General features: G+C 73.3%; 15 protein-coding genes. 6 read left to right on the forward strand and 9 right to left on the reverse strand.

Annotated elements, in window-relative coordinates; translation table 11 throughout:
* Nucleotides 1-69: 69 nt before the first annotated feature.
* Nucleotides 70-4314 carry an SCO7613 C-terminal domain-containing membrane protein gene (locus tag ABD332_RS51395; protein WP_344512936.1) on the reverse strand — a complete coding sequence of 1415 codons (4245 nt, stop codon included), beginning with the start codon at nt 4312-4314 and terminating at the stop codon, nt 70-72.
* A 109-nt stretch (nt 4315-4423) separates the two neighbouring features.
* Here ABD332_RS51395 and ABD332_RS51400 point away from each other — a divergent pair, with 109 nt between their 5' ends.
* Nucleotides 4424-4723 carry a hypothetical protein gene (locus ABD332_RS51400; protein WP_344512938.1) on the forward strand — a complete coding sequence of 100 codons (300 nt, stop codon included), beginning with the start codon at nt 4424-4426 and terminating at the stop codon, nt 4721-4723.
* Between the two features lie 2 nt (nt 4724-4725).
* Here the strand turns inward: ABD332_RS51400 and ABD332_RS51405 are convergent, their stop codons facing one another.
* From ABD332_RS51405 to ung, 3 genes are all read right to left on the reverse strand, one after another.
* On the reverse strand, nt 4726-5358 hold the full coding sequence (locus tag ABD332_RS51405; protein WP_344512967.1) for a response regulator: 633 nt from the start codon (nt 5356-5358) through the stop codon (nt 4726-4728).
* A 571-nt stretch (nt 5359-5929) separates the two neighbouring features.
* On the reverse strand, nt 5930-7642 hold the full coding sequence (locus ABD332_RS51410) for a DUF5931 domain-containing protein (protein WP_344512940.1): 1713 nt from the start codon (nt 7640-7642) through the stop codon (nt 5930-5932).
* A 7-nt stretch (nt 7643-7649) separates the two neighbouring features.
* Nucleotides 7650-8324: a uracil-DNA glycosylase gene (gene ung / locus ABD332_RS51415; RefSeq protein WP_344512942.1), complete on the reverse strand. Its 675-nt coding sequence runs from the start codon at nt 8322-8324 to the stop codon at nt 7650-7652.
* A gap of 332 nt (nt 8325-8656) precedes the next feature.
* Between ung and ABD332_RS51420 the strand changes: the two genes are divergently transcribed.
* Entirely contained in the window at nt 8657-9709 is a 1053-nt protein-coding gene (locus ABD332_RS51420; protein WP_344512944.1) for a ferredoxin reductase domain-containing protein, read from the forward strand.
* On the opposite strand, the gene ABD332_RS51425 is transcribed toward ABD332_RS51420, so the two are convergent.
* Complete coding sequence (locus ABD332_RS51425) at nt 9669-10340, reverse strand: class F sortase (RefSeq protein ID WP_344512946.1); 672 nt, start codon at nt 10338-10340, stop codon at nt 9669-9671. The genes ABD332_RS51420 and ABD332_RS51425 overlap by 41 nt on opposite strands.
* Nucleotides 10337-10810 carry a hypothetical protein gene (locus ABD332_RS51430; RefSeq protein WP_344512948.1) on the reverse strand — a complete coding sequence of 158 codons (474 nt, stop codon included), beginning with the start codon at nt 10808-10810 and terminating at the stop codon, nt 10337-10339. Before ABD332_RS51430 ends, ABD332_RS51425 begins: the two co-directional genes overlap by 4 nt.
* A gap of 254 nt (nt 10811-11064) precedes the next feature.
* On the opposite strand from ABD332_RS51430, the gene ABD332_RS51435 reads away from it, so the two are divergent.
* The 3 genes from ABD332_RS51435 (at nt 11065) to ABD332_RS51445 (ending at nt 14152) form a co-directional block, all read left to right on the forward strand.
* Nucleotides 11065-12351 (forward strand): citrate synthase, encoded by a 1287-nt coding sequence (locus ABD332_RS51435; protein ID WP_344512950.1) that lies wholly within the window; start codon nt 11065-11067, stop codon nt 12349-12351.
* A 120-nt stretch (nt 12352-12471) separates the two neighbouring features.
* On the forward strand, nt 12472-13131 hold the full coding sequence (locus tag ABD332_RS51440; RefSeq protein WP_344512952.1) for a hypothetical protein: 660 nt from the start codon (nt 12472-12474) through the stop codon (nt 13129-13131).
* A 241-nt stretch (nt 13132-13372) separates the two neighbouring features.
* Nucleotides 13373-14152, forward strand: a complete 780-nt coding sequence (locus tag ABD332_RS51445) for a hypothetical protein (RefSeq protein ID WP_344512954.1) — start codon at nt 13373-13375, stop codon at nt 14150-14152.
* A 77-nt stretch (nt 14153-14229) separates the two neighbouring features.
* Here ABD332_RS51445 and ABD332_RS51450 read toward each other — a convergent pair whose 3' ends face one another.
* From ABD332_RS51450 to nhaA, 3 genes are all read right to left on the reverse strand, one after another.
* Nucleotides 14230-14598, reverse strand: coding sequence for an STAS domain-containing protein (locus tag ABD332_RS51450; protein ID WP_344512956.1), 369 nt, complete (start codon nt 14596-14598; stop codon nt 14230-14232).
* 34 nt (nt 14599-14632) lie between these two features.
* Entirely contained in the window at nt 14633-15628 is a 996-nt protein-coding gene (locus ABD332_RS51455) for a sodium:calcium antiporter (protein WP_344512958.1), read from the reverse strand.
* Nucleotides 15629-15812: 184 nt separating this feature from the next.
* The gene (gene nhaA, locus ABD332_RS51460) at nt 15813-16997 is read right to left on the reverse strand and encodes a Na+/H+ antiporter NhaA (RefSeq protein ID WP_344512960.1); all 1185 of its coding nucleotides are present in this window, start codon (nt 16995-16997) and stop codon (nt 15813-15815) included.
* Between the two features lie 227 nt (nt 16998-17224).
* Between nhaA and ABD332_RS51465 the strand changes: the two genes are divergently transcribed.
* Nucleotides 17225-18164 (forward strand): Hpt domain-containing protein (locus ABD332_RS51465; RefSeq protein ID WP_344512961.1); only part of this gene is annotated, 940 nt, incomplete at its 3' end.

Raw genomic sequence — 18164 nt, forward strand, 5'->3', positions numbered from 1 at the left:
CACTCGGTTTCAGCCGCTTCTGCGCCGGTTTCAGCGCATCCGGGCGGGTTTCAGCGGCTCCGGGCGGGTTCAGCGCATCCGGGTCACCGCGTCGCGGATGCGTCGCACGTCGCGGATGCGTCGCTCGTACGTCGTCGCGAGGGCCACCAGGACCAGCCCGGCCACGGCGAGCGGAGCCCACCGGGGGAGCAGGTCCCAGTACACGGCGATCTCGTGCAACGCGACGACCGTCAGCACCAGTCCGCCGGTGACGGCCGGCGCCTGGAGCCGCCGCACCGCCCCCACGACGACCACGACCAGCGCCCCGGTCCCGAGCAGCAGTCGCCGCACGGGTTCGCCCTCGACCACCAGCACCGACGCGAGGCTCGGCCCGAACGCCGCGAGCAACGCCGGCCCGAACGCCACCCAGCTCCCGAGCGGCCGCTGTCCCACCACCGCCCGCTTCCGCGTCGCGTACCAGCCGACGCCCGCCGCGACCGCGCCCGCCGGCAGCGTGTACGCCTCCAGCAGCGCCACCTCGTTCGAGGCCAGCACCAACCAGTACGCGACCAGCTGCGCCGCCCCGGCCACCCCCGCGAACGCGACCCTGGGGCCGCCGGTGAGCGCCCGCAGCCCGAGCGCGAGCCCCCAGAGGCTGCTGATCCCGGCCATCGCGGCGAGGTCCCCGCTGGTGAGCAGGAACGCCACCACCGCCGTGGCGTGCGCGACCACCTCCAGCACGAGCCCCTCCCAGGCCCGCGCGTTCCGCCCCTGACCGTCCCGGACCTGCCCGACGCCGCCCTGGGTCCAGCCGCCCTGCGCCGCTCCTGCTCCTGCGCCTGCCGGTGCCGCTTGCACGGCTTCCGTCTGTGCGGCCCCTGCGTGGATGGCGGCTGCGGCTGCTCCTGCCGCCGCTGCTTCCGTCTGCGCGATCCCTGCCTGCGTGGCCCCTTCGTGCGTGGGCCCCTCGTGCATGGGCGCTGAGGGCGGGGTCCATGCGTGCGTGGCCTCGGCCTGCGCGGCTCCCGTTTGCGAGGCGGCCGCCGGTGAGGCGCCGTCGTGCCCAGGGACGACCTGTGCGCCGCCGTCCTGCACGCCGGTTGCGGCCGGGCGCAGCCGGCGGACGACCACCGACGCCGCGAGGACGGCGGCGGCCGCGAGCAGGACCCAGTAGCCGGCCCATCGCAACGGCAGCTCCGCCGCGCGGGCCGAGGCGAACGCCAGCCAGCCGGCGCTGACCGCACCGACCAGCCAGCCGGCCGTCCTGGCCGCCGCGGTCCGCCCCGCCACGCCGACGACCGCGCCCGTCACCAGGACGGCCGCCAGAGCGGCAAGGGTGGCCGGTCTCGTCGCGAGACACCCGGCGAACCCGGCCCCGGCCGTGAACCAGCACGTGAACGCCCCCACGTTCACCCGCATCGCCCGCGCACCGGGCCTGACCAGCGCCGCGGCAAGCGCCGTGCCGAGCCCACCCGCGAGCGTCACCGCGGGCACCACCGGCCACGGCGCCTCGGCAGCCAGGCACCCCAGGACAACGGCCATGGTGAGGGGTGCCCCCGCGAGCGTCCACACGGCCGTCCGGGTCCGCCGGGCGACGAGGACCGCCAGCACCGCCACCAGCCCGAGCGCCGCCGCGGCAGGCCCCGGCCCGAACGCCTGCGCCTCCCCGGCCCACCAACGCCCGCCCGGATCCAGCCCCACGCCGCCGGGCGCCCCCTGCCAGACGGCCCCGAGCCACCGGTACGGCCGCACCAACGTCTCGAACACCGCCGGCACCACCGCGATCAGCACGACCGTCGCAGGGATGACCCCGGGCAGCACCGCTGTCACCAGCCATGCGCCCGCCGTTCCTCCCGCGGCAGGACCCCCGTCGCGGACCCGCCCCCACCCGGCCGCGCCGGTCGCCGCGAACCACACCGCGAGGATCACCCCGGCCGCGAACACCCCGAACGGCAACCGCCCCCCATCGGCCACCGACAACCCGACCGCGGCCAGCGTCACCCCCAGCCCCCCGAGCGCGACCCCGAGCACCCCCGCCCAGCCGACCCCACCCGACCCGTCCGGTCCCACCCCGGTCGTCCCCTGCCCCGCGCCGATCCCGCCGTACGCCGGACCGACCCCGCCGTGCTGCGCCTCGGACGTGCCCTGCGCTGCGCCGATCCCGCCGAACGGGGCCTCGGGCGCGCCCTGAACTGCGCCGATCCCGCTCTGCGCTGCCCCGACCTCGCCCTGCGCCGCGCTGATCCCGCCCTGCGCCGTGCCGGTCACGCCGTGCGGTGCTGCGGGCGTGCCCTGCGGTGTGCCCATTCCGTTCCGGGTCCGGGCGAACCTGCCCAGGGCCACGGTGGCCAGGACCGTGGCCAGCGCCAGGCCGCCCGCCGCGCCGAACATCGGCGCCGGCACCGACCACGCCTCACCGTTGGTGGCGAGCCGGACCGCGGCGGCCGCGAGCAGCGGCAATCCCGCCAGCCCGATGGTGATCCCCGGCGCTGCGAACCTGGCCGACCCGCTCCGCGCTGCGAAGACCGCACAGATCACGGTCAACCCGGCCATGGTGAGCAGCGTCGCCAGGGGCGTGTCCAGCCCGACGAGGACCGCGTGTGCCGCCACCACCGGCAGCGCCGTCGCCGCCCACCACCCGGCCGGGATTGCCGTCCGCGCCCGGTCGGCGACGGGCGACGGCTCCTGCAAGGGTGTTGCGGGCGACGGGGCGGCGAGTCCGACCACAGGCGTAGGCGCGGGCCGGGTGGACCAGCGCAGTGCGGTGACCGTGAGGGCCGCCAGGACCGCGAAGTCGAGCACGGACACCACCGGCAGCGGGGCGTCGAACGTGCCCGGGACGGCCAACGCGAGCAGCACCAGCGTCGGCCAGACCACCAGGCGGGACCGGGTGAGGACGAAGACGGCCGCGGCGACGGGCAGCAGGGCGGCCGCCACCTGCCAGGAGAAGATCCGTGCCAGGGTGGACGCCGGGCCGTGCCAGGCGGGCAGGGCCGCGTCGACGGCCGAGCCGGCGGCGAACAGGGCGGCGTAGGCGTAGGGGACCGCGGTCGTGCCGGCGACGACGTACGCGCCGACCCGGGCGCCCGCACGGACCCGGGCGGGCAGCACGGTCGCGGCGAGCGCGAGCAGCACCGGCACGCACGCGAACGCGATGGCCCGGTGGTCCGGCAGCACCTCCGCGAGGATCCGCACCGCGACGAGCGCGACGATGCCGACCGCCACCGCGGTGCCGACGTGCGCGGTGGTCCGGTGGGCGAGGCCGGCGGCGACGATGACCGCGGCCAGGGCCAGCATCGCCCCGCCGGCGCCGAGCGCGCCGGTCACGCCATCCACGGTGGACAGTGCGAGCAGTCCCAGCGGCGCGGCGGTCGCGACCGCGATCCCGGCGCCGACCCAGGCGGCCTTCTCCACCGTCCGGGCGAGCAGCACGTCGAGCGCCGCCACCGCGACGAACGTGAGCGTCCAGCCCGTCGCCTCGAAGGACCGGTCGGCCGCCAGCAACGGCAGCACCGGCTGCACCGCGAGGAGGGCCGCGAAGCGGGGACCCCGCAAGCCGGTTGCGAGCGCATACCCGCCGGCGACGACGGCGGTCACCCCGAAGACCAGTCCCGCGTACGTGCTCGGCGTGGTCGTGTCGGCGAGTCCGGCGAGGTTGACGTACCAGGCGGCGTAGCCGTCCAGCAGCACGAGCAGCAACCCCAGCGCGGCGAACGTCTCGGCCGTGGACCGCAGCCCCCGCGCCAGCGCGAGCGGCGGCACCGCGAGGGTGACGACCGTGACCGTCGCCAGGATCGCGGCCCGGCCCAGCACCCCGAAGCTCGCCCAGGCGACGGCCGCGAACACGATCGCCGCGCTGCCGAGCAGCAGGCCACCGAGGATGAACAGCAGGTTCTGCACCGTGCGGGGGCTGGCCTCCGCCGCCGGCGCCGCGGCCGGGGGCACCGCGGCCGGCCCGTGGACCGCCGGACCGCCCGGGCCCGGCACGAGCACGGGGCGGATCGGCGGCTGCGGGGGTGCGGGCATCGGCCGTACCGACGCCGCTGCCGCCTCGGAGAGTGCCCGGCGCGCCATCTCCACCGCCTGGCTGACCCGTGCCGCAAGCATGTTGCGCTGTGCGCGCACCGCGTTCAGCCGCTGGACCGCCGCCTGGTACTTGGAGCGTGCCTCGTCGAGCTCTGCGCGGGCCGCCTCGACCTCGACGAGCAGCTCGCCGGCCCGGGCGCCGAGCCGCACCACCTCCGCGGCGTCGGGGAACGGCGGGCGACCGCAGCCGGAGCAGCCGGCGTCAAGGTCGGCCTGGCCGCCGCAGAACGGGCACGGGTACGTCGTCATGGTGATCAGGATGACGCCGCAAGGTGGTTGCGGGTATCCGGTGCCCTACTCATCCCCGTCTGAGTAACAGGATCTTCCTGTCCGGTGTGTGACGGGGCATGCTGGCTGGATGCGGTTGCTCACCGAGGCTGAGTACAAGGCGACGATGGAGCCCGAGCCGAAGCAGATCGGCCCGGACGACGAGCCGCCCTTCGACTTCTGGCCCTACTTCGACGCGATCCCCGAGGAGGACCTGGGCGGGCACGACTTCAGCGAAGGAAGCGTCAACTACGCGTGGCAGATGCCCAACGGCGGTCTGCAGCACGTCCTGGTGAACTGTGAGACCCCGAACGTCTTTCTGGTCCTGGTCCTCGACCTGCGCACGCAGACCGTCCTCGGCCACTACCTGCTGGACATCTACGGCGTGTGACGCTACTCGTCCAGCCCTCGCTCGATCGCGTACCGCACGAGGTCGACGCGACTGTGCAACTGCAACTTGCCGAGCGTGTTCTGCACGTGGTTCTGCACCGTGCGGTGCGAGAGCACGAGTCGTTCGGCGATCTCCTTGTACGTGACGCCCTTGGCCACGAGCCGCAGCACCTCGGTCTCACGCTCGGTCAGCCGCGGCGCGTCCGGGTCCTCGGCCCGCGTCACGCTGGCCAGCCGCCGGAACTCGCCGAGCACCAGCCCCGCCAGCCCGGGCGTGAACACGGCGTCACCCTCAGCGGTCCGGCGCACCGCCGCGAGGAACTCGTCCCGTGCCGCGGACTTCACCAGGTACCCGGTGGCGCCGGCTTTGACGGCGTCGAGCACGTCCTGCTGCTCGCCGCTCGCCGACAGCATCAGGATCCGCACCTCGGGACACGAGGCGAGCAGCCCCTGGATGACCTCCACCCCGGACAGGTCGGGCAGCTGCAGGTCGAGCACCACGACGTCGGGCCGCACCGACCCAGCGATCCGGATCGCCTGCGCCCCTTCCCCGACCGCGGCGACGACCTCGTACCCCGCCTCGGCCAGATCCCGGGCGACACCCTCGCGCCACATCGGATGGTCATCCACCACCATGACCCGAAGCCGTCCCGCAGCGTCCACACGAGCACCCTATCGGCCCGCCACCGGACCAACCGCCCGCTCCCTGCCACCCAGGACCGCCACAACCATTCGGGTTCATGGAAACCCCGGCAACCGTGCGAACACCACCGAGGTTGATGGATGCTGCCCGGCGCGGCCGTGAGGCAGGAGGCGGCACCCAGCGAGGCGGCGATGGACGAGATGGCATTCAGCGAGACGGCGGAGCAAGAGGCGGCGTCGGTGCGGCGCAGAGCCGGCGGAGCACTGCAGCGTCGGCTTTGTCGTGACTACAGCTGGCGCAGCATCAGGTCTTGCGTTACCGGGTCGCCTTCGGAGCGTCCTATGGGGCAGACGCTGACAATGCTCCGCGCAGGGTCGCGGATACGGCTGCGGATGGACTGGACGGCGCCCAGACGGCTGGCCTGCTCGGCGGTGTGAGTTCGGCGCTGCGTCTGTTGTTGCGGTGCGGACGCTGGGCTGGCTGTGGGCTTGGGAGTCGCCAGGGAAACCGCGAACCAGCGTGCGGCTCAGAGGCGGGAGCGTCCTGGCAGGCGCGGGGTTGGCGTCAGCGGGGGACTTGGAGCTCGATCTCGGTGCCGGTGGTGGGGCTGCTGGTGACGATGGTGGTGCCCCCCAGGTCGCGGATGCGGCCGCGGATGGACTGGGCGACGCCCAGGCGGCCGGCCTGCTCGGCCTCGGCGAGGCGGCCGTCGGGGATGCCTGGGCCGTTGTCGCGGATGGTGATGGTCACGGTGTCGTCGAGCTCCTCGACCAGCAGCCAGGCCTTGGCGGCCGGGCCGGCGTGGAGATGGACGTTGTCGACGGCCGCCGCGACGGCCGCGGCCACCTCGGCGGCGACCGGGGCGGGGAGGAGGACCTCGGTGGCGGGGGTGGCGACGCTGACGCCCGTCGCGTTGTGACGGTCGAGCAGGGTGCGCAGGTCGACCAGGTCGTGCCCGGTGTCGTCCCAGCCGGGCAGGCCCCGGGAGCCGGCGGCGCGGGACGCGGCGGTCCGTGACGCCCGCCAGCGCCAGGTCAGGAACCCAGCGGCGCCGCGGGTGGCGCTCGCCCCCGACCTGCCGGAACCGCCGACTGCCCGCGCACCGCCCGAAGCGGCGGGAACCGCGGTGGCGCCGGAGCTTGCGGCGGCCGCAGAGGGTGGCTGGGCGTCGGTGCCATGGGGGGCCTGGAGGGCCGGGGCGCCAGCGCCGCGGGTGGCACTCGCCCCTGACGTGCCAGAACCGTCGACCGCCTGCGCGCCGCCCGAAGCGGTGGCGTCGGAACCAGCAGCGGCCGCGGAAGGCGGGTCGGTGTCGGCGCGGGAGGCGGCGGACTGTGACGTCCGCCGGCGCCAGCCCAGGAAGCCAGAAGCGCCGCGGGTGGCGCTCGCCCCCGACCTGCCGGAACCGTCGGCTGCCCGCGCGCCGCCCGAAGCCGTGGACACCGCGGCGGTCGCAGCGGGAGGGGAGGCCCGGAGAGGTGGAGGACCGGCGGCGGAGACCGAGGCGGCGCGGGACAGGCGGAACGGGCGGCGGCCGGAGGCCGGTGTGGAGCGGCCGGTGGAGTGCTGGAGGGGGCCGCTGGACGTGACCAGGGCGCGGAGCGTGGCCTCCTGCTCGCCGGCGAGGCGGCCCAGCTCGGCGGCCTCGCCGCCCAGCTCGGCGCCGCGGCGCTGGAGGAGGGCGAGGACCTGCAGGACGGAGTCGTGGATGCCGCGGGCGAGGCGCTCACGCTCGCGGGTCGCGGCCTCGAGCTCGGTCGCGCGCTGCAGGCGGGCCTCGGCGTCGATCGCGAGGCGCGCGATGTGGCCGATGCCGACGCCGGCCAGCAGCATGAGGACGGGGCCGTTGACGGTGGCCTGGGAGAAGCCGTCGCGGACGACGACGTCGGCGACGCTCATCAGCAGGGCGGCGATCGCGCCGCGGCGGCGGCCGCCGGAGATGGCCCAGGCGACGACCGGGCTCGCCACCCACGCCATCGGCAGGGTGGGGGCGCCGACGCCGAGGCCGTCGGGCTGGACGATCCAGCGGGTGGAGAGCAGGCAGCAGGCGGTGACGGCCAGGTCGGCGGTGAGCAGCGGCCAGCCGCGGCGCTCGGGGCGCGCATAGGCGAGGCTGCTCACCACCGTCCAGGCGGCCATGACGGACAGGACCAGCCAGCCGCCGAGGGGCCAGTAGTAGTGCCGGAAGTTGCCGATCATCAGCACGGCCGCATAACCGAGCGCGGCGATGCGGAAGACCAGCAGCGCCCGCCACAACGGTCCCTCGAGGGCCTTCACGGCGGGGTCAGACCCAGCGGACCGGCGGCAGGCCGGCCTCGACGAGCGCGGCGTCGGTCTGGCTGAAGGGCTTCGAGCCCAGGAAACCGGCGGGGTTCATCGGGCTGGGGTGGCCGGCCTCGATGACCTTGTGCTGGGGGTTGGTGACCAGGACGGCCTTCTTGCGGGCATAGCCGCCCCAGAGGACGAACACGACCCGGCGGGGCATCGAGTTGAGCGCGGCGATCGCGGCGTCGGTGAAGTGCTCCCAGCCCTTGTTGGCGTGGGAGGCGGCCTTGCCGGCGCGGACGGTGAGCACCGCGTTGAGCAGCAGGACGCCGTCGCTCGCCCAGCCGGTGAGGTCACCGTTGCTGGGCGGGGTGACGCCGAGGTCGTCGCGGAGCTCCTTGTAGACGTTGCGCAGCGACGGGGGGATCGACACGCCGGGGCGCACCGAGAAGCTGAGCCCGTGAGCCTGGCCCTCCTTGAAGTAGGGGTCCTGGCCGAGGATCAGCACCCGCGCGGCCTCCGGGGAACAGAGCCGGAAGGCGGTGAAGAGGTCGGGCAGCGGGGGATAGACGGGGCCGGCCGCATACTCCGCCTCCACGAACGCTTCGAGCTTGTGCACGATCTCGAGATCCAGGTGCGGCTTCATCAGGTCCCGCCAGCCGGCGGGGAGCAGCTCGAGCAAATCCAACGACATGCACCGCACTCTACGAAAGAGGTACGACATTTTGGAGCTGGGCAAAGTGTTGCCAATTCCGACATATCCCCGCGTTCCCGTGCGGAACCCGGGAGACTGGAAGCGTGGCGCACGTAGGACCGGTCGGACATGGCGGCGAACCGTTGACAGTGCTCTGGGCATGGCGACAGGCCCAGCTGGAGCAGGCCGCCCAGGATCGGGCGGCGTCACCGCGGCCCAGGCGTCACCAAGATCAGCCAAAGGACAGTCTTGCACAGGACGCGCCGGCGGAAGGGCCGAAACCCGGCGATCTGGGCTATCTCGCGCAGCTCCAGCAGAGGCTGCGTGAGAGCGTGCGCGACGTGCGGTCGGTCGTCGCGCGGCTTGCCGAGGTGCCCCAGGAGCAGCGCACGGTCCTGCACAGCGCGATCGCGGCGGACCAGGCCGCGGCCGGGCGCGGCTTCGTGTGGCTGCTGGACCACTTCGACCAGCCCAGCGCCGTGGTGCCGCAGCTCGCGCAGCTGGCACCGGCGCTCGACGCGCTGATTGGGCCGCACAGCCGCCAGCTGGACCTGTTCGAGGCGGCGCTGGTCGAGGCGGTGCAGACCGACGACCCGGACACACTGCGGGAGGCCTGGCGGTTCGTCGTCGGCTGGTTGCGCCAGGCAAAGGCGATGCAGCAGGAGGACACTCCGTTCTGGACGGCCACCGTCGTCGCCCACGACCAGCGCCGCGACGACGTGGCGGTGCTGCGCCTGGCGACCGACCTGCCGTACCCGGCCCGGGCGGGGCAGCGCGCCGTCATCGAGCACCCGATGGTGCCGGGCGCGTGGCGGCCCTGCTGGATCTCCGCCCCGCCGGCCGACGGCAACCGGCTGGAGCTGCACGTGCAGGCGACTCCCGGCGACGACGCCACCGGCGCGCTCGTGCACGGCACGCGGGTCGGCGACGCGGTCCGCCTGCACCGGGCCGAGGGGGAGTTCGTCATCGAGCAGCACGGCCGGGCGATCCTGATCGTCGCCGAGGACGTGCACGTCGCCCCGGTGAAGGGGCTGCTGGACGAGCTGGCGGCCCGCCAGGACGACCGGGTCATCCACCTGTTCTGGGGGGTTTCGACCCGCGACGACCTGTACGACCTGGAGTCGCTGCGTGAGCACGCCGCGGCCTGCGCCCACGCCACCGTGCACCCGGTGGTGGCGAGGGGGCCGGCGCACCCGTACCTCAGCGGATCCCTGCCGCAGGTGGTGGTGGACTTCGCCGAGTGGACGTCGCACGACGTCTACCTGTGCGGCTCGCCGCTCGCGGTCGGGGTCATGCGCAACATGCTGCTGGAGCGGTCGGTGCCGGCCGGCCGGATCCACGCCGTCACCCTGGACCAGCTCGCCACGACACCATCGTCGCGGTGATCACGGTGTTGCCGGAGTAGGTGCTCGTCGCCCGGTCGAACGTGCCCCCGCAGGTGATCAGCCGCAGCTGGGGGCGGGTGGCCGGGCCGTAGACCAGGCCGGCGGGGAACTCGTGCTTGGAGTACAGCCGCACGCCGTCGACGGCGAACGTGACCGACGAGCCGTCGCGCCGCGCCACGACGATCGCGTCGCCGGGTTTGAGCAGGCCGAGCCGGAAGAACACCGCGGGCCCGCTGCCGGCGGTGTCGACGTGCCCGACGATGACGGAGTTGCCGTTCTCGCCGGGCGTCGGTCCCCGCTCGTACCAGCCGACCTTCGTCGCCTCGCGCAGGGAGGGCGGGATGAGCGTGCCGTCGCGGTCGACGTCGACCCGCTCGACCGGGGCCTCGACGGAGATCGCCCCGATGCGCAGCCTGACCGGGGTGGACGCGGCCACGGCGGCGCCCGCGATCCCGGCCGAGCCCGCACCGGAGGAGGCCGCCACGACGGGTGGTGGCGGGCCCGCGCCGTAGCCGGCGCCGACGAGCGAGACACCCGCGACGGCCAGGGTGATGACGCCCACGGCGGTGCCGCCGCGCCAGGTGCCGTTGGACCTGACGAGCAGGTGCCGGGGCCGGTGCCGGTGCCTCACACCGTGCGGCGTCGCAGGAACAGCGCCCCGGCGGCACCGGCCAGCAGCAGTCCGCCGCCGACCGCCATCAGCGAGCGGTTGGGGCCCCGCGCGGTCGACCCGCCGCCGGTCGGCACCCCGCCGGTGGGCGTCACGATCAGCTTGACCACTGAAGAGCTGCCGTCCCCGCAGTCGATGCTGACGTTGAACGTGCCGGCGGAGATCGACGCGGGGATGTCGACGGAGACGGAGAACGAACCGGGCGTCTTGCTCGCCTCCATCGGGATGCGGGCCGCCAGGCCGAGCACGGTGCCGGAGACGTCGGCGGACTTCACGCCGTCTGGGCAGACCGTGCTGAAGGTGACGCTCCCGCCCGGCTTCACCGTGTCCGGGGTGACCGAGCCGGCGCCTTCGGCCGACGCGACGCCGGGAAGGGCGAGCGCGGCCGTCGTGCCGGCGATCACGCCGCCGGACAGCAGGATTCTTCGCATGCTCCCATTGGCCACCAAGGCGGGGTGACCGCCGAACACCCATGCCGGAGGAACTCGCGGAGAAGTGCGTCCGCGACGGCTGTGGGAAGATTGGTCAAGAGGTTGACGAGTAGGAAATGTCGCACGTGAGCGACCCGCCTCACCGTGGGGCGGGTGCATCTGGAATCCTGCGCGTCGGCGCCATAAGCGCCGGTCGCGGGCAATGGCGGCCGCGGCCAGGAGCCGGACTGCTCGACGAGACGGGAACGACGCGCATGAGTGAGTACAAGATCACATACCCGGACGGCGAGCTCGACCTGCCGGCACGCAAGGCGACGGAAGGGCCCGAGGGTCTCGAGATCTCCAAACTACTCAAGGACACGGGTCAGGTCACGCTCGACACCGGGTTCGTCAACACCGCCTCGTGCGTATCGTCGATCACCTACATCGACGGCGACGAGGGCATCCTGCGCTACCGGGGTTATCCGATCGAGCAGCTCGCCGAGCGCTCGACGTTCCTGGAGAGCTCCTACCTGCTCATTCACGGCGAGCTGCCGACGCCGGCCGAGCTGGAGGAGTTCACCGGCCGCATCCAGCACCACACGCTGCTGCACGAGGAGATGCGCCGCTTCTTCGACGGGTTCCCGCGCGACGCGCACCCGATGGCGGTGCTGTCCTCCGCGGTGAGCGCGCTGTCGACGTTCTACCAGGACAGCCTCAACCCGTTCGACCCGGAGCAGGTCGAGATCTCCACGATCCGCCTGATGGCGAAGGTCCCGACCATCGCGTCGTACGCCTACAAGAAGGCGATCGGCCAGCCGATGCTGTACCCGGACAACTCCCTGGGTTATGTCGAGAACTTCCTGCGGATGACGTTCGGCGTCCCCGCGACGCCGTACGAGATCGACCCGGTCGCGGTCAAGGTCCTCGACATGCTCCTGCTGCTGCACGCCGACCACGAGCAGAACTGCTCGACGTCCACGGTCCGGCTCGTCGGCTCCAGCCAGGCCAACCTCTTCGCCTCCGTCTCCGCCGGCGTCAACGCGCTCTTCGGCCCGCTGCACGGCGGCGCCAACCAGGCCGTCCTGGAGATGCTCCAGCAGATCCACAACGACGGCGGCGACATCGCGAGCTTCGTCAGCCGGGTCAAGGACAAGAAGGACTCCAGCACCCGCCTGATGGGGTTCGGTCACCGTGTGTACAAGAACTACGACCCGCGGGCCGCGCTGGTGAAGAAGGCCGCGCAGGAGATCCTCGGCCGGATGGCGAAGCCCGACCCGCTGCTGGACCTGGCGATGCAGCTCGAGGAGATCGCGCTCTCCGACGAGTACTTCGTCTCCCGCAAGCTGTACCCGAACGTCGACTTCTACACGGGCCTCATCTACAAGGCGATGGGCTTCCCGACCACGATGTTCACCGTCCTCTTCGCGCTCGGCCGGCTCCCCGGCTGGATCGCCCAGTGGCGCGAGATGATCAACGACCCGGAGACCAAGATCGGCCGCCCGCGCCAGGTCTACATCGGTTACGGCGCCCGGGATTACACGCCGATTGCTGGTCGGTAAAGACCCGCAGCGCCGACCGGTTCTTGCTCGTTTGTACCTTGACGGAGATCGACCCCGGCTGTCTCATACATGAGGTCCATCTGGGGTCGTTGTCCGTTTTCGACAGGGGAGACCGGTTTCATGAGCGCGCCAACGTTGTCGCCGCTACTCACCGCGGCAGTGCAGGACCGTACGTCCGGAGCGACCGGCGTGGCCCGGCAGGTCCTCGACGGCCTCGCCGAGTTCGTCCACGACCCGGTCACGCTGCGTGCGGTCGTGGCGCCCCTGCCGGGCCTGCTGCCCGGGTACGCGTCGATGTGGCACATCGCCCGCGCCGCGAACGCTGACGACCCCGGACCGGCGCTGCGGGCGATCCGAGAGCAGCTCGACCGCGACGTCGAGGCGAGCGTCGCCACCGCGACGCGCCTGCTGCACCAGCGCGGCGGCTGGGCCCGCACCGCCCCCAGCAGCGCCCTCGTGAAGGCCGTCGCGGCGCAGCTGCCCGCCGGCACCGTCGACGCGCCCGGCACCGAAGGACTGCTGCCGGTGACCGGCATCGCCGGCGCCGACGCGATCAGCCCCACCCGGGTGCTCAACATCAAGGGCACCCTGGCGCTCGCGCAGAGCATCCCCACGATCGTGGTGACCACGTCGCTGAAGCTGGCGCCGGAGCGGGTCTTCGACGGGCTCGGCTCGCCGCTGTTCGAGCGGATCCCGCTGTCCGCCTTCTGGGCCGTCGTGCTGGACGGCGAACTGCTCACGCCGGCCGAGGCCGGCCGCCGCGCCGCGGCACTCCGCTGAGGAATCGGCTGATGCTGTGGGATTGTGTGCGGTTGCGTGCGGCCGGACGCTCTACATAGGACAGTTCCGCGGAAGGTGGGAAGACGGCACGGTTTGGGGCTGTGCAGTGGCTCACGTTGGGAGTACATTGCGTTGCATCCCAAGGACGCCGGGGCCGCCGCTTCCCCCGTGGCGGCGGCCCCGGTCTTGAAGTAGGACGCTGACGCGTTTCGATGCGCACCGACGCGGAGACCACATCGGCATGGTGACCGTCTCCCGCCCCCGCGCCACGGCCCCCGCGCACGCCGCCGGGCCGTCCCCACGCACCGTCTGGCTCATCGGCGGGATGATCCTGCTCGCGATCCTGGTGCTGGCCGCGGTCACGGTCTTCATCTGGCGGATCCAGCATCCCCGGGGCGGCGGCGCGCAGCACACCGTCACCGCGCCCGTCGCCGGCAGTGACCCGGCGACCCTGGACCTGCTCAGCGGGGCCACCGCGGTCACGGTCACCGCCGCGGACCTCGGCGACACGCTGTTCCGGGTGAGCACGCCCGGCGACGGCCGGACGGTCCCGAACGTCACCAGCGTCGACGGCCGCGTCGGCGTGCAACTGCGGGACTCGGGAAACGGCAAGGCCGACAGGGGCGTCGTCAGCGTCGAGCTCAACCATGCCGTCCGCTGGACGGTCCGGTTCACGGCCGGTGCCACGAGCAACACCGCGGACCTGCGCGGGCTGCGTGAGATCGGCGGCGTCGAATACGTGGGGGGCGTGTCGAGCATCGAGCTGACCCTGCCCGCCGCGAAGGGCGTCGTGCCCGTGCGGATGAGCGGCGGCGCCTCCACGTTCCGCGTCCACCTGCCGCAGGGCGGGCCCGTGAAGGTCGTCGCCGGCGGCGGCGCCGGCAGCGTCACGCTCGACGGCACCCGGCACGACGGCGTGGCCGGCGGCGCCGCGTTCTCCAGCGGTGACCCGGCCGCCGCCGACAGGTACGAGATCGACAACACCGCCGGCGTCTCCAGCGTCGTCGTCGACCGGTACTGACACCGACGCCGATCAAAGACGGCGATCGAAGTGGGCGGCGCCGCCGGTACCGACGCCGGAAACGGAACCGGAAAGACCTAGGACGATGGAAGGATCAGGCCGGCGCCCGAGACCGGGGCGTCGACGGGAAGGTCGGGCAGCCCGAACAGCTCCGTCAGCCCGGTGACCTGAAGGAGCCGGTGCACGAACGGTGACGGGCTGCGCACCTCCATCCGGCCGCCGACGTCACGGGCCTTGTTGTTGATCGCGACCAGGGTGCCGATGCCGATCGAGTCCATGAACGGGACGCGCCGCAGGTCGACGGTGAGCACCGCCGGCCGGTGGGCGTCGATCGTGTCGAGGACCACGGACCGCAGCGCGCCTACCGTCGCGGCTTCCAGAGGACCCAACACTTCCACCACAAGTACGTCTCCGGAGCGGTGTGTCCGGACCATCGCGTCGCCCATTCGAGTCGCGTACCCAGTCCCGCCAAACGGAAACTCACGGGTTGGCGGAGATCAGCAGTGGCAGGACACACACGTACGCCGCCAGCAGGACGCAAGCCTCCGGGCGGGTGATCCTGCTGCCCCGCCACAGCAGCAGCCACGCGAGGACCGCGGCGAACACCATCGCGGTGACCGCGGCGAACCCGAACGGCGCGATCGTCGAGCTGCCCGCGGCGAGACCGACGACCGCGCCGCCGATCAGGCTGTTGAAGATGTTGCTGCCCAGCAGGTTGCCGACGAGGAGGTCGCCCTCGCCGCGCCGCTGCGCCTGCACCGACGTCATCAGCTCCGGCAGCGACGTGCCGAACGCGACCAGCGTGAAGCCGATGACCTGGTCGCTGACGCCCCACCGGTGCGCGAGCGTGACCGCGTTGTCGACCAGCAGCTGCGCCCCGCCGAGTGTCGCGGCGAGCCCGGCGACGGTCCGCAGCGCCTCGACCCACCACCGGCGGGGCCCCGGCGACCAGAAGACCCACCAGCGGCGCGCCCGGACCGGCGACACGAACGCGGCCACGTCCTCGGGCAGCGGATCCCCGTCCTGTACCCGGGACAGCCGCACCAGCAGGGCGAGCGCGCCGACGCTGAGGACGGCGAGCAGCAGCCCGGCGACGAACTTCAGCCCGACCAGCGCGAACGCGCCGAACACCGCGACCGCGGCCGCCATCAGCGGCGCCTCCCGCACCGGCACCGACGAGCGCACCATCACCGGCGACACGACCGCGACGACCCCCAGGACCAGGGTCACGTTGAGGATGTTGGAGCCGACGAGGTTGCCCAGCGCCAGGCCCGCGTTGTCGCGGACCGCGGCGGTGCCGGACACCACGAACTCGGGGGCGCTGGTGCCCAGCCCGATCACGACGACACCGACGATGACCGGCGCGACCCGCAGCAGTGTCGCGAGCCGGCTCGCGCCCACCACCGCCTGGTCGGCGCCCACGGTCAGCAGCGCCAGCCCGAGCAGGCCGAGCCCGACGACGAGCAGCGTCGACATCAGTCTCCTAGGTCCGGGTCAACGGACCGACACAGTACCTCCCCCTGTCGATCCCGCGATCCGTAACCGGTTCCGGGGGAATCAGCCCCCGCACGGCTGGCGGAATGCGCTCGTGAGCCTTATCGTTTTTATCGAGACCGGCGTCTTCCCCCGTGGATGCCGGTCTCACCATTTCTCCGGCCGGTCACGACCGGGCGTTGCCGCGCCACCGGACCAGGACCGTGGCCAGGACCGCCGCGACGATCGAGGCCCCGAGCACCGCCGCCGCGGCCGTGTCGGCGCCGCCGCCGGGCACCGACAGGCGGGCGATCAGCAGGCTCACCGTGTAGCCGACCCCGCCGAGCATCGCGACCGGCAGCACGTCAGCCCAGCGGACCGACGGCGGCAGCGCGCCGAGCCCGACCCGCACCGCCAGCCACGCGCCGAGCATGATCCCGATCGGCTTGCCGATGAGCAGCCCGGCCGCGGCCCCCCGCGCGAGCGGGTCACCGATGACGTCACCGGCCGCGGCGAGGGGGATGCCCGCGGCGGCGAGCGCGAAGACCGGGACGATCACGCCGGCCGAGACGGGGTGCAGCCGGTGCAGGAGCCTGTCACAGGGCGACTCGGCGTCCGCGGCGGCCGCCCGGACCGGCGTCAGCAACCCGAGCAGGATGCCCGTCACGGTGGCGTGGACGCCGCCGCCCTGCACGCACACCCACGCGCCGGCCGCGACCGGCACAACGAGCCAGGCGGGGGCGTACCGGAGGCGGTGCAGCAGCCCGTACAGCAGACACAACGCCAAACCGGCGGCCAGCCACCACACCCGGACGTCGTGCGCGAACAACACCCCGACGAGCGTGATGGCGCCCAGGTCGTCGATGACGGCGAGCGACAGCAGCAGCACGCGCACCCCGGACGGAAGGGCCGAGCCCGCGAGCGCCAGGACCCCGAGCGCGAACGCGATGTCCGTCGCGACCGGGATCGCCCACGCCCCGCCGTGCGAGGCGGCGCCGCCGGACACGACGATCGCGACGACCGCCGGCACGAACATCCCGCCGAGCGCCGCCACGACCGGCAGCGCCGCGGCCCGCCAGCCGGCGAGCTCCCCGACGGTCAGCTCGCGCTTGACCTCCAGCCCGGCGACGAAGAAGAAGACGGTCAGCAGCCCGTCGGTGACCCAGCCCGCCAGCGGCAGGTCCAGGTGCAGCGCGTCGAGCAGCGCCGAGGACGGCGGGCGCAGCGACCAGAACCACTCATACGTGCCGCCGGGCAGGTTGGCCCACAGCAGCGCGAGCCCGGTCGCCACGAGCAGCAGCCTGCCGCCGGTCGTCTCCAGGCGCAGGAACTCCAGCAGCATGTCCAGCCGCCGTGCGGTGCGACGTGCCATCGGGGGCCTCCTCCAGCGGGCAGACTCATCCTGTCCGCCGACCAGACTTCCCGGCACACCTGCGGCGAATGGTACCCCCATCGGGCCGACGATCCACTGTGGACCGGCGCCGGGTCCTCATGTCCTTGTCGCGGCCCGCCACGTGCCCCGCGGCGTTCGGGCGTGGTTTTGCTCTCAGGTTCCCGTTCCGGCGGTCGATTGGGCCGTCGGAGAAGGGGAGCGTGGCAGTGAGCGACGAGTTGGGTGACATCGTCCAGGAATTCCTCGTGGAGTCGCACGAGAACCTGGACCAGCTCGACCGGGATCTGGTGGCACTGGAGGCGGCGCCGGGGTCGCGCGAGCTCCTGTCGTCCATCTTCCGGACGATCCACACGATCAAGGGCACCTCGGGTTTCCTGGCGTTCAACCGCCTGGAGAAGGTGACGCACGTCGGCGAGTCGCTCCTGTCCCGCCTCAGGGACGGTGCGCAGGGCATGACCCCCTCGACGACCGACGCCCTGCTGCGGATGGTCGACACGGTCCGCGGGCTGCTGTCGGAGATCGAGGAGCACGGCCGCGAGCTCGAGGGCGACGACACGGGCGTGATCGCCGCGGTGAACGCCTGCATCACCGACGGCTCCGCGCCCTCGACGCCCGCCCCGGCTCCTCAGGCGGCCGCTGCTGCCGATGTACCCGGGAGCGCTCCAGCGACCGCGGTGAGCGGAGACGTCGTCGAACCCGTGACGGCCGCCCCGGCCGCCGAGGTGCTCGTGGTGCAGCCGGTCACCGTGGTGTCCATTCCACCGACGCCGCAAGCCTCACAAGCCCCACAAGCCCCACAGGCCCCAGCCGCCCCTCCCGCCGCCGAGCCGCCCGCTGCCGTCCCGGCCGCCCCTGCCCCTGCCCCTGCCGCCGCTGCCCCTGCCGCCGCGGCCCCCACGGCCCCCGCGGCCCCCACGCCCCCCGCCGCCGCGCCGGCGTCCGTCGCGAAGCCGGCAGCCCCCGGTGGACCGGGCGGTGGGGAAGTCGCGGCCGACGAAGCGGTGTCGAAGCGGAGTGTCGCGGATCAGTCGATCCGGGTGGATGTGGATCTGCTGGACAAGTTGATGAATCTGGTGGGGGAGTTGGTGTTGACCCGGAATCAGTTGATCCGGGCGATCGGTTCGGTGGCGGATCCGGCGATGACGC

Origin of the sequence: Dactylosporangium maewongense (genome assembly GCF_039531485.1) — a bacterium.
Lineage (GTDB): Bacteria > Actinomycetota > Actinomycetes > Mycobacteriales > Micromonosporaceae > Dactylosporangium > Dactylosporangium maewongense.

Excerpts from the sequence above, each read along its gene's own strand:
- ABD332_RS51395 (WP_344512936.1), bottom strand. The coding sequence starts at position 4,314 with ATGACGACGTACCCGTGCCCGTTCTGCGGCGGCCAGGCCGACCTTGAC.
- ABD332_RS51400 (WP_344512938.1), top strand. The coding sequence starts at position 4,424 with ATGCGGTTGCTCACCGAGGCTGAGTACAAGGCGACGATGGAGCCCGAG.
- ABD332_RS51405 (WP_344512967.1), bottom strand. The coding sequence starts at position 5,358 with ATGGTGGTGGATGACCATCCGATGTGGCGCGAGGGTGTCGCCCGGGAT.
- ung (WP_344512942.1), bottom strand. The coding sequence starts at position 8,324 with ATGTCGTTGGATTTGCTCGAGCTGCTCCCCGCCGGCTGGCGGGACCTG.
- ABD332_RS51430 (WP_344512948.1), bottom strand. The coding sequence starts at position 10,810 with ATGCGAAGAATCCTGCTGTCCGGCGGCGTGATCGCCGGCACGACGGCC.
- ABD332_RS51435 (WP_344512950.1), top strand. The coding sequence starts at position 11,065 with ATGAGTGAGTACAAGATCACATACCCGGACGGCGAGCTCGACCTGCCG.
- ABD332_RS51440 (WP_344512952.1), top strand. The coding sequence starts at position 12,472 with ATGAGCGCGCCAACGTTGTCGCCGCTACTCACCGCGGCAGTGCAGGAC.
- ABD332_RS51445 (WP_344512954.1), top strand. The coding sequence starts at position 13,373 with ATGGTGACCGTCTCCCGCCCCCGCGCCACGGCCCCCGCGCACGCCGCC.
- ABD332_RS51450 (WP_344512956.1), bottom strand. The coding sequence starts at position 14,598 with ATGGGCGACGCGATGGTCCGGACACACCGCTCCGGAGACGTACTTGTG.
- ABD332_RS51455 (WP_344512958.1), bottom strand. The coding sequence starts at position 15,628 with ATGTCGACGCTGCTCGTCGTCGGGCTCGGCCTGCTCGGGCTGGCGCTG.
- nhaA (WP_344512960.1), bottom strand. The coding sequence starts at position 16,997 with ATGGCACGTCGCACCGCACGGCGGCTGGACATGCTGCTGGAGTTCCTG.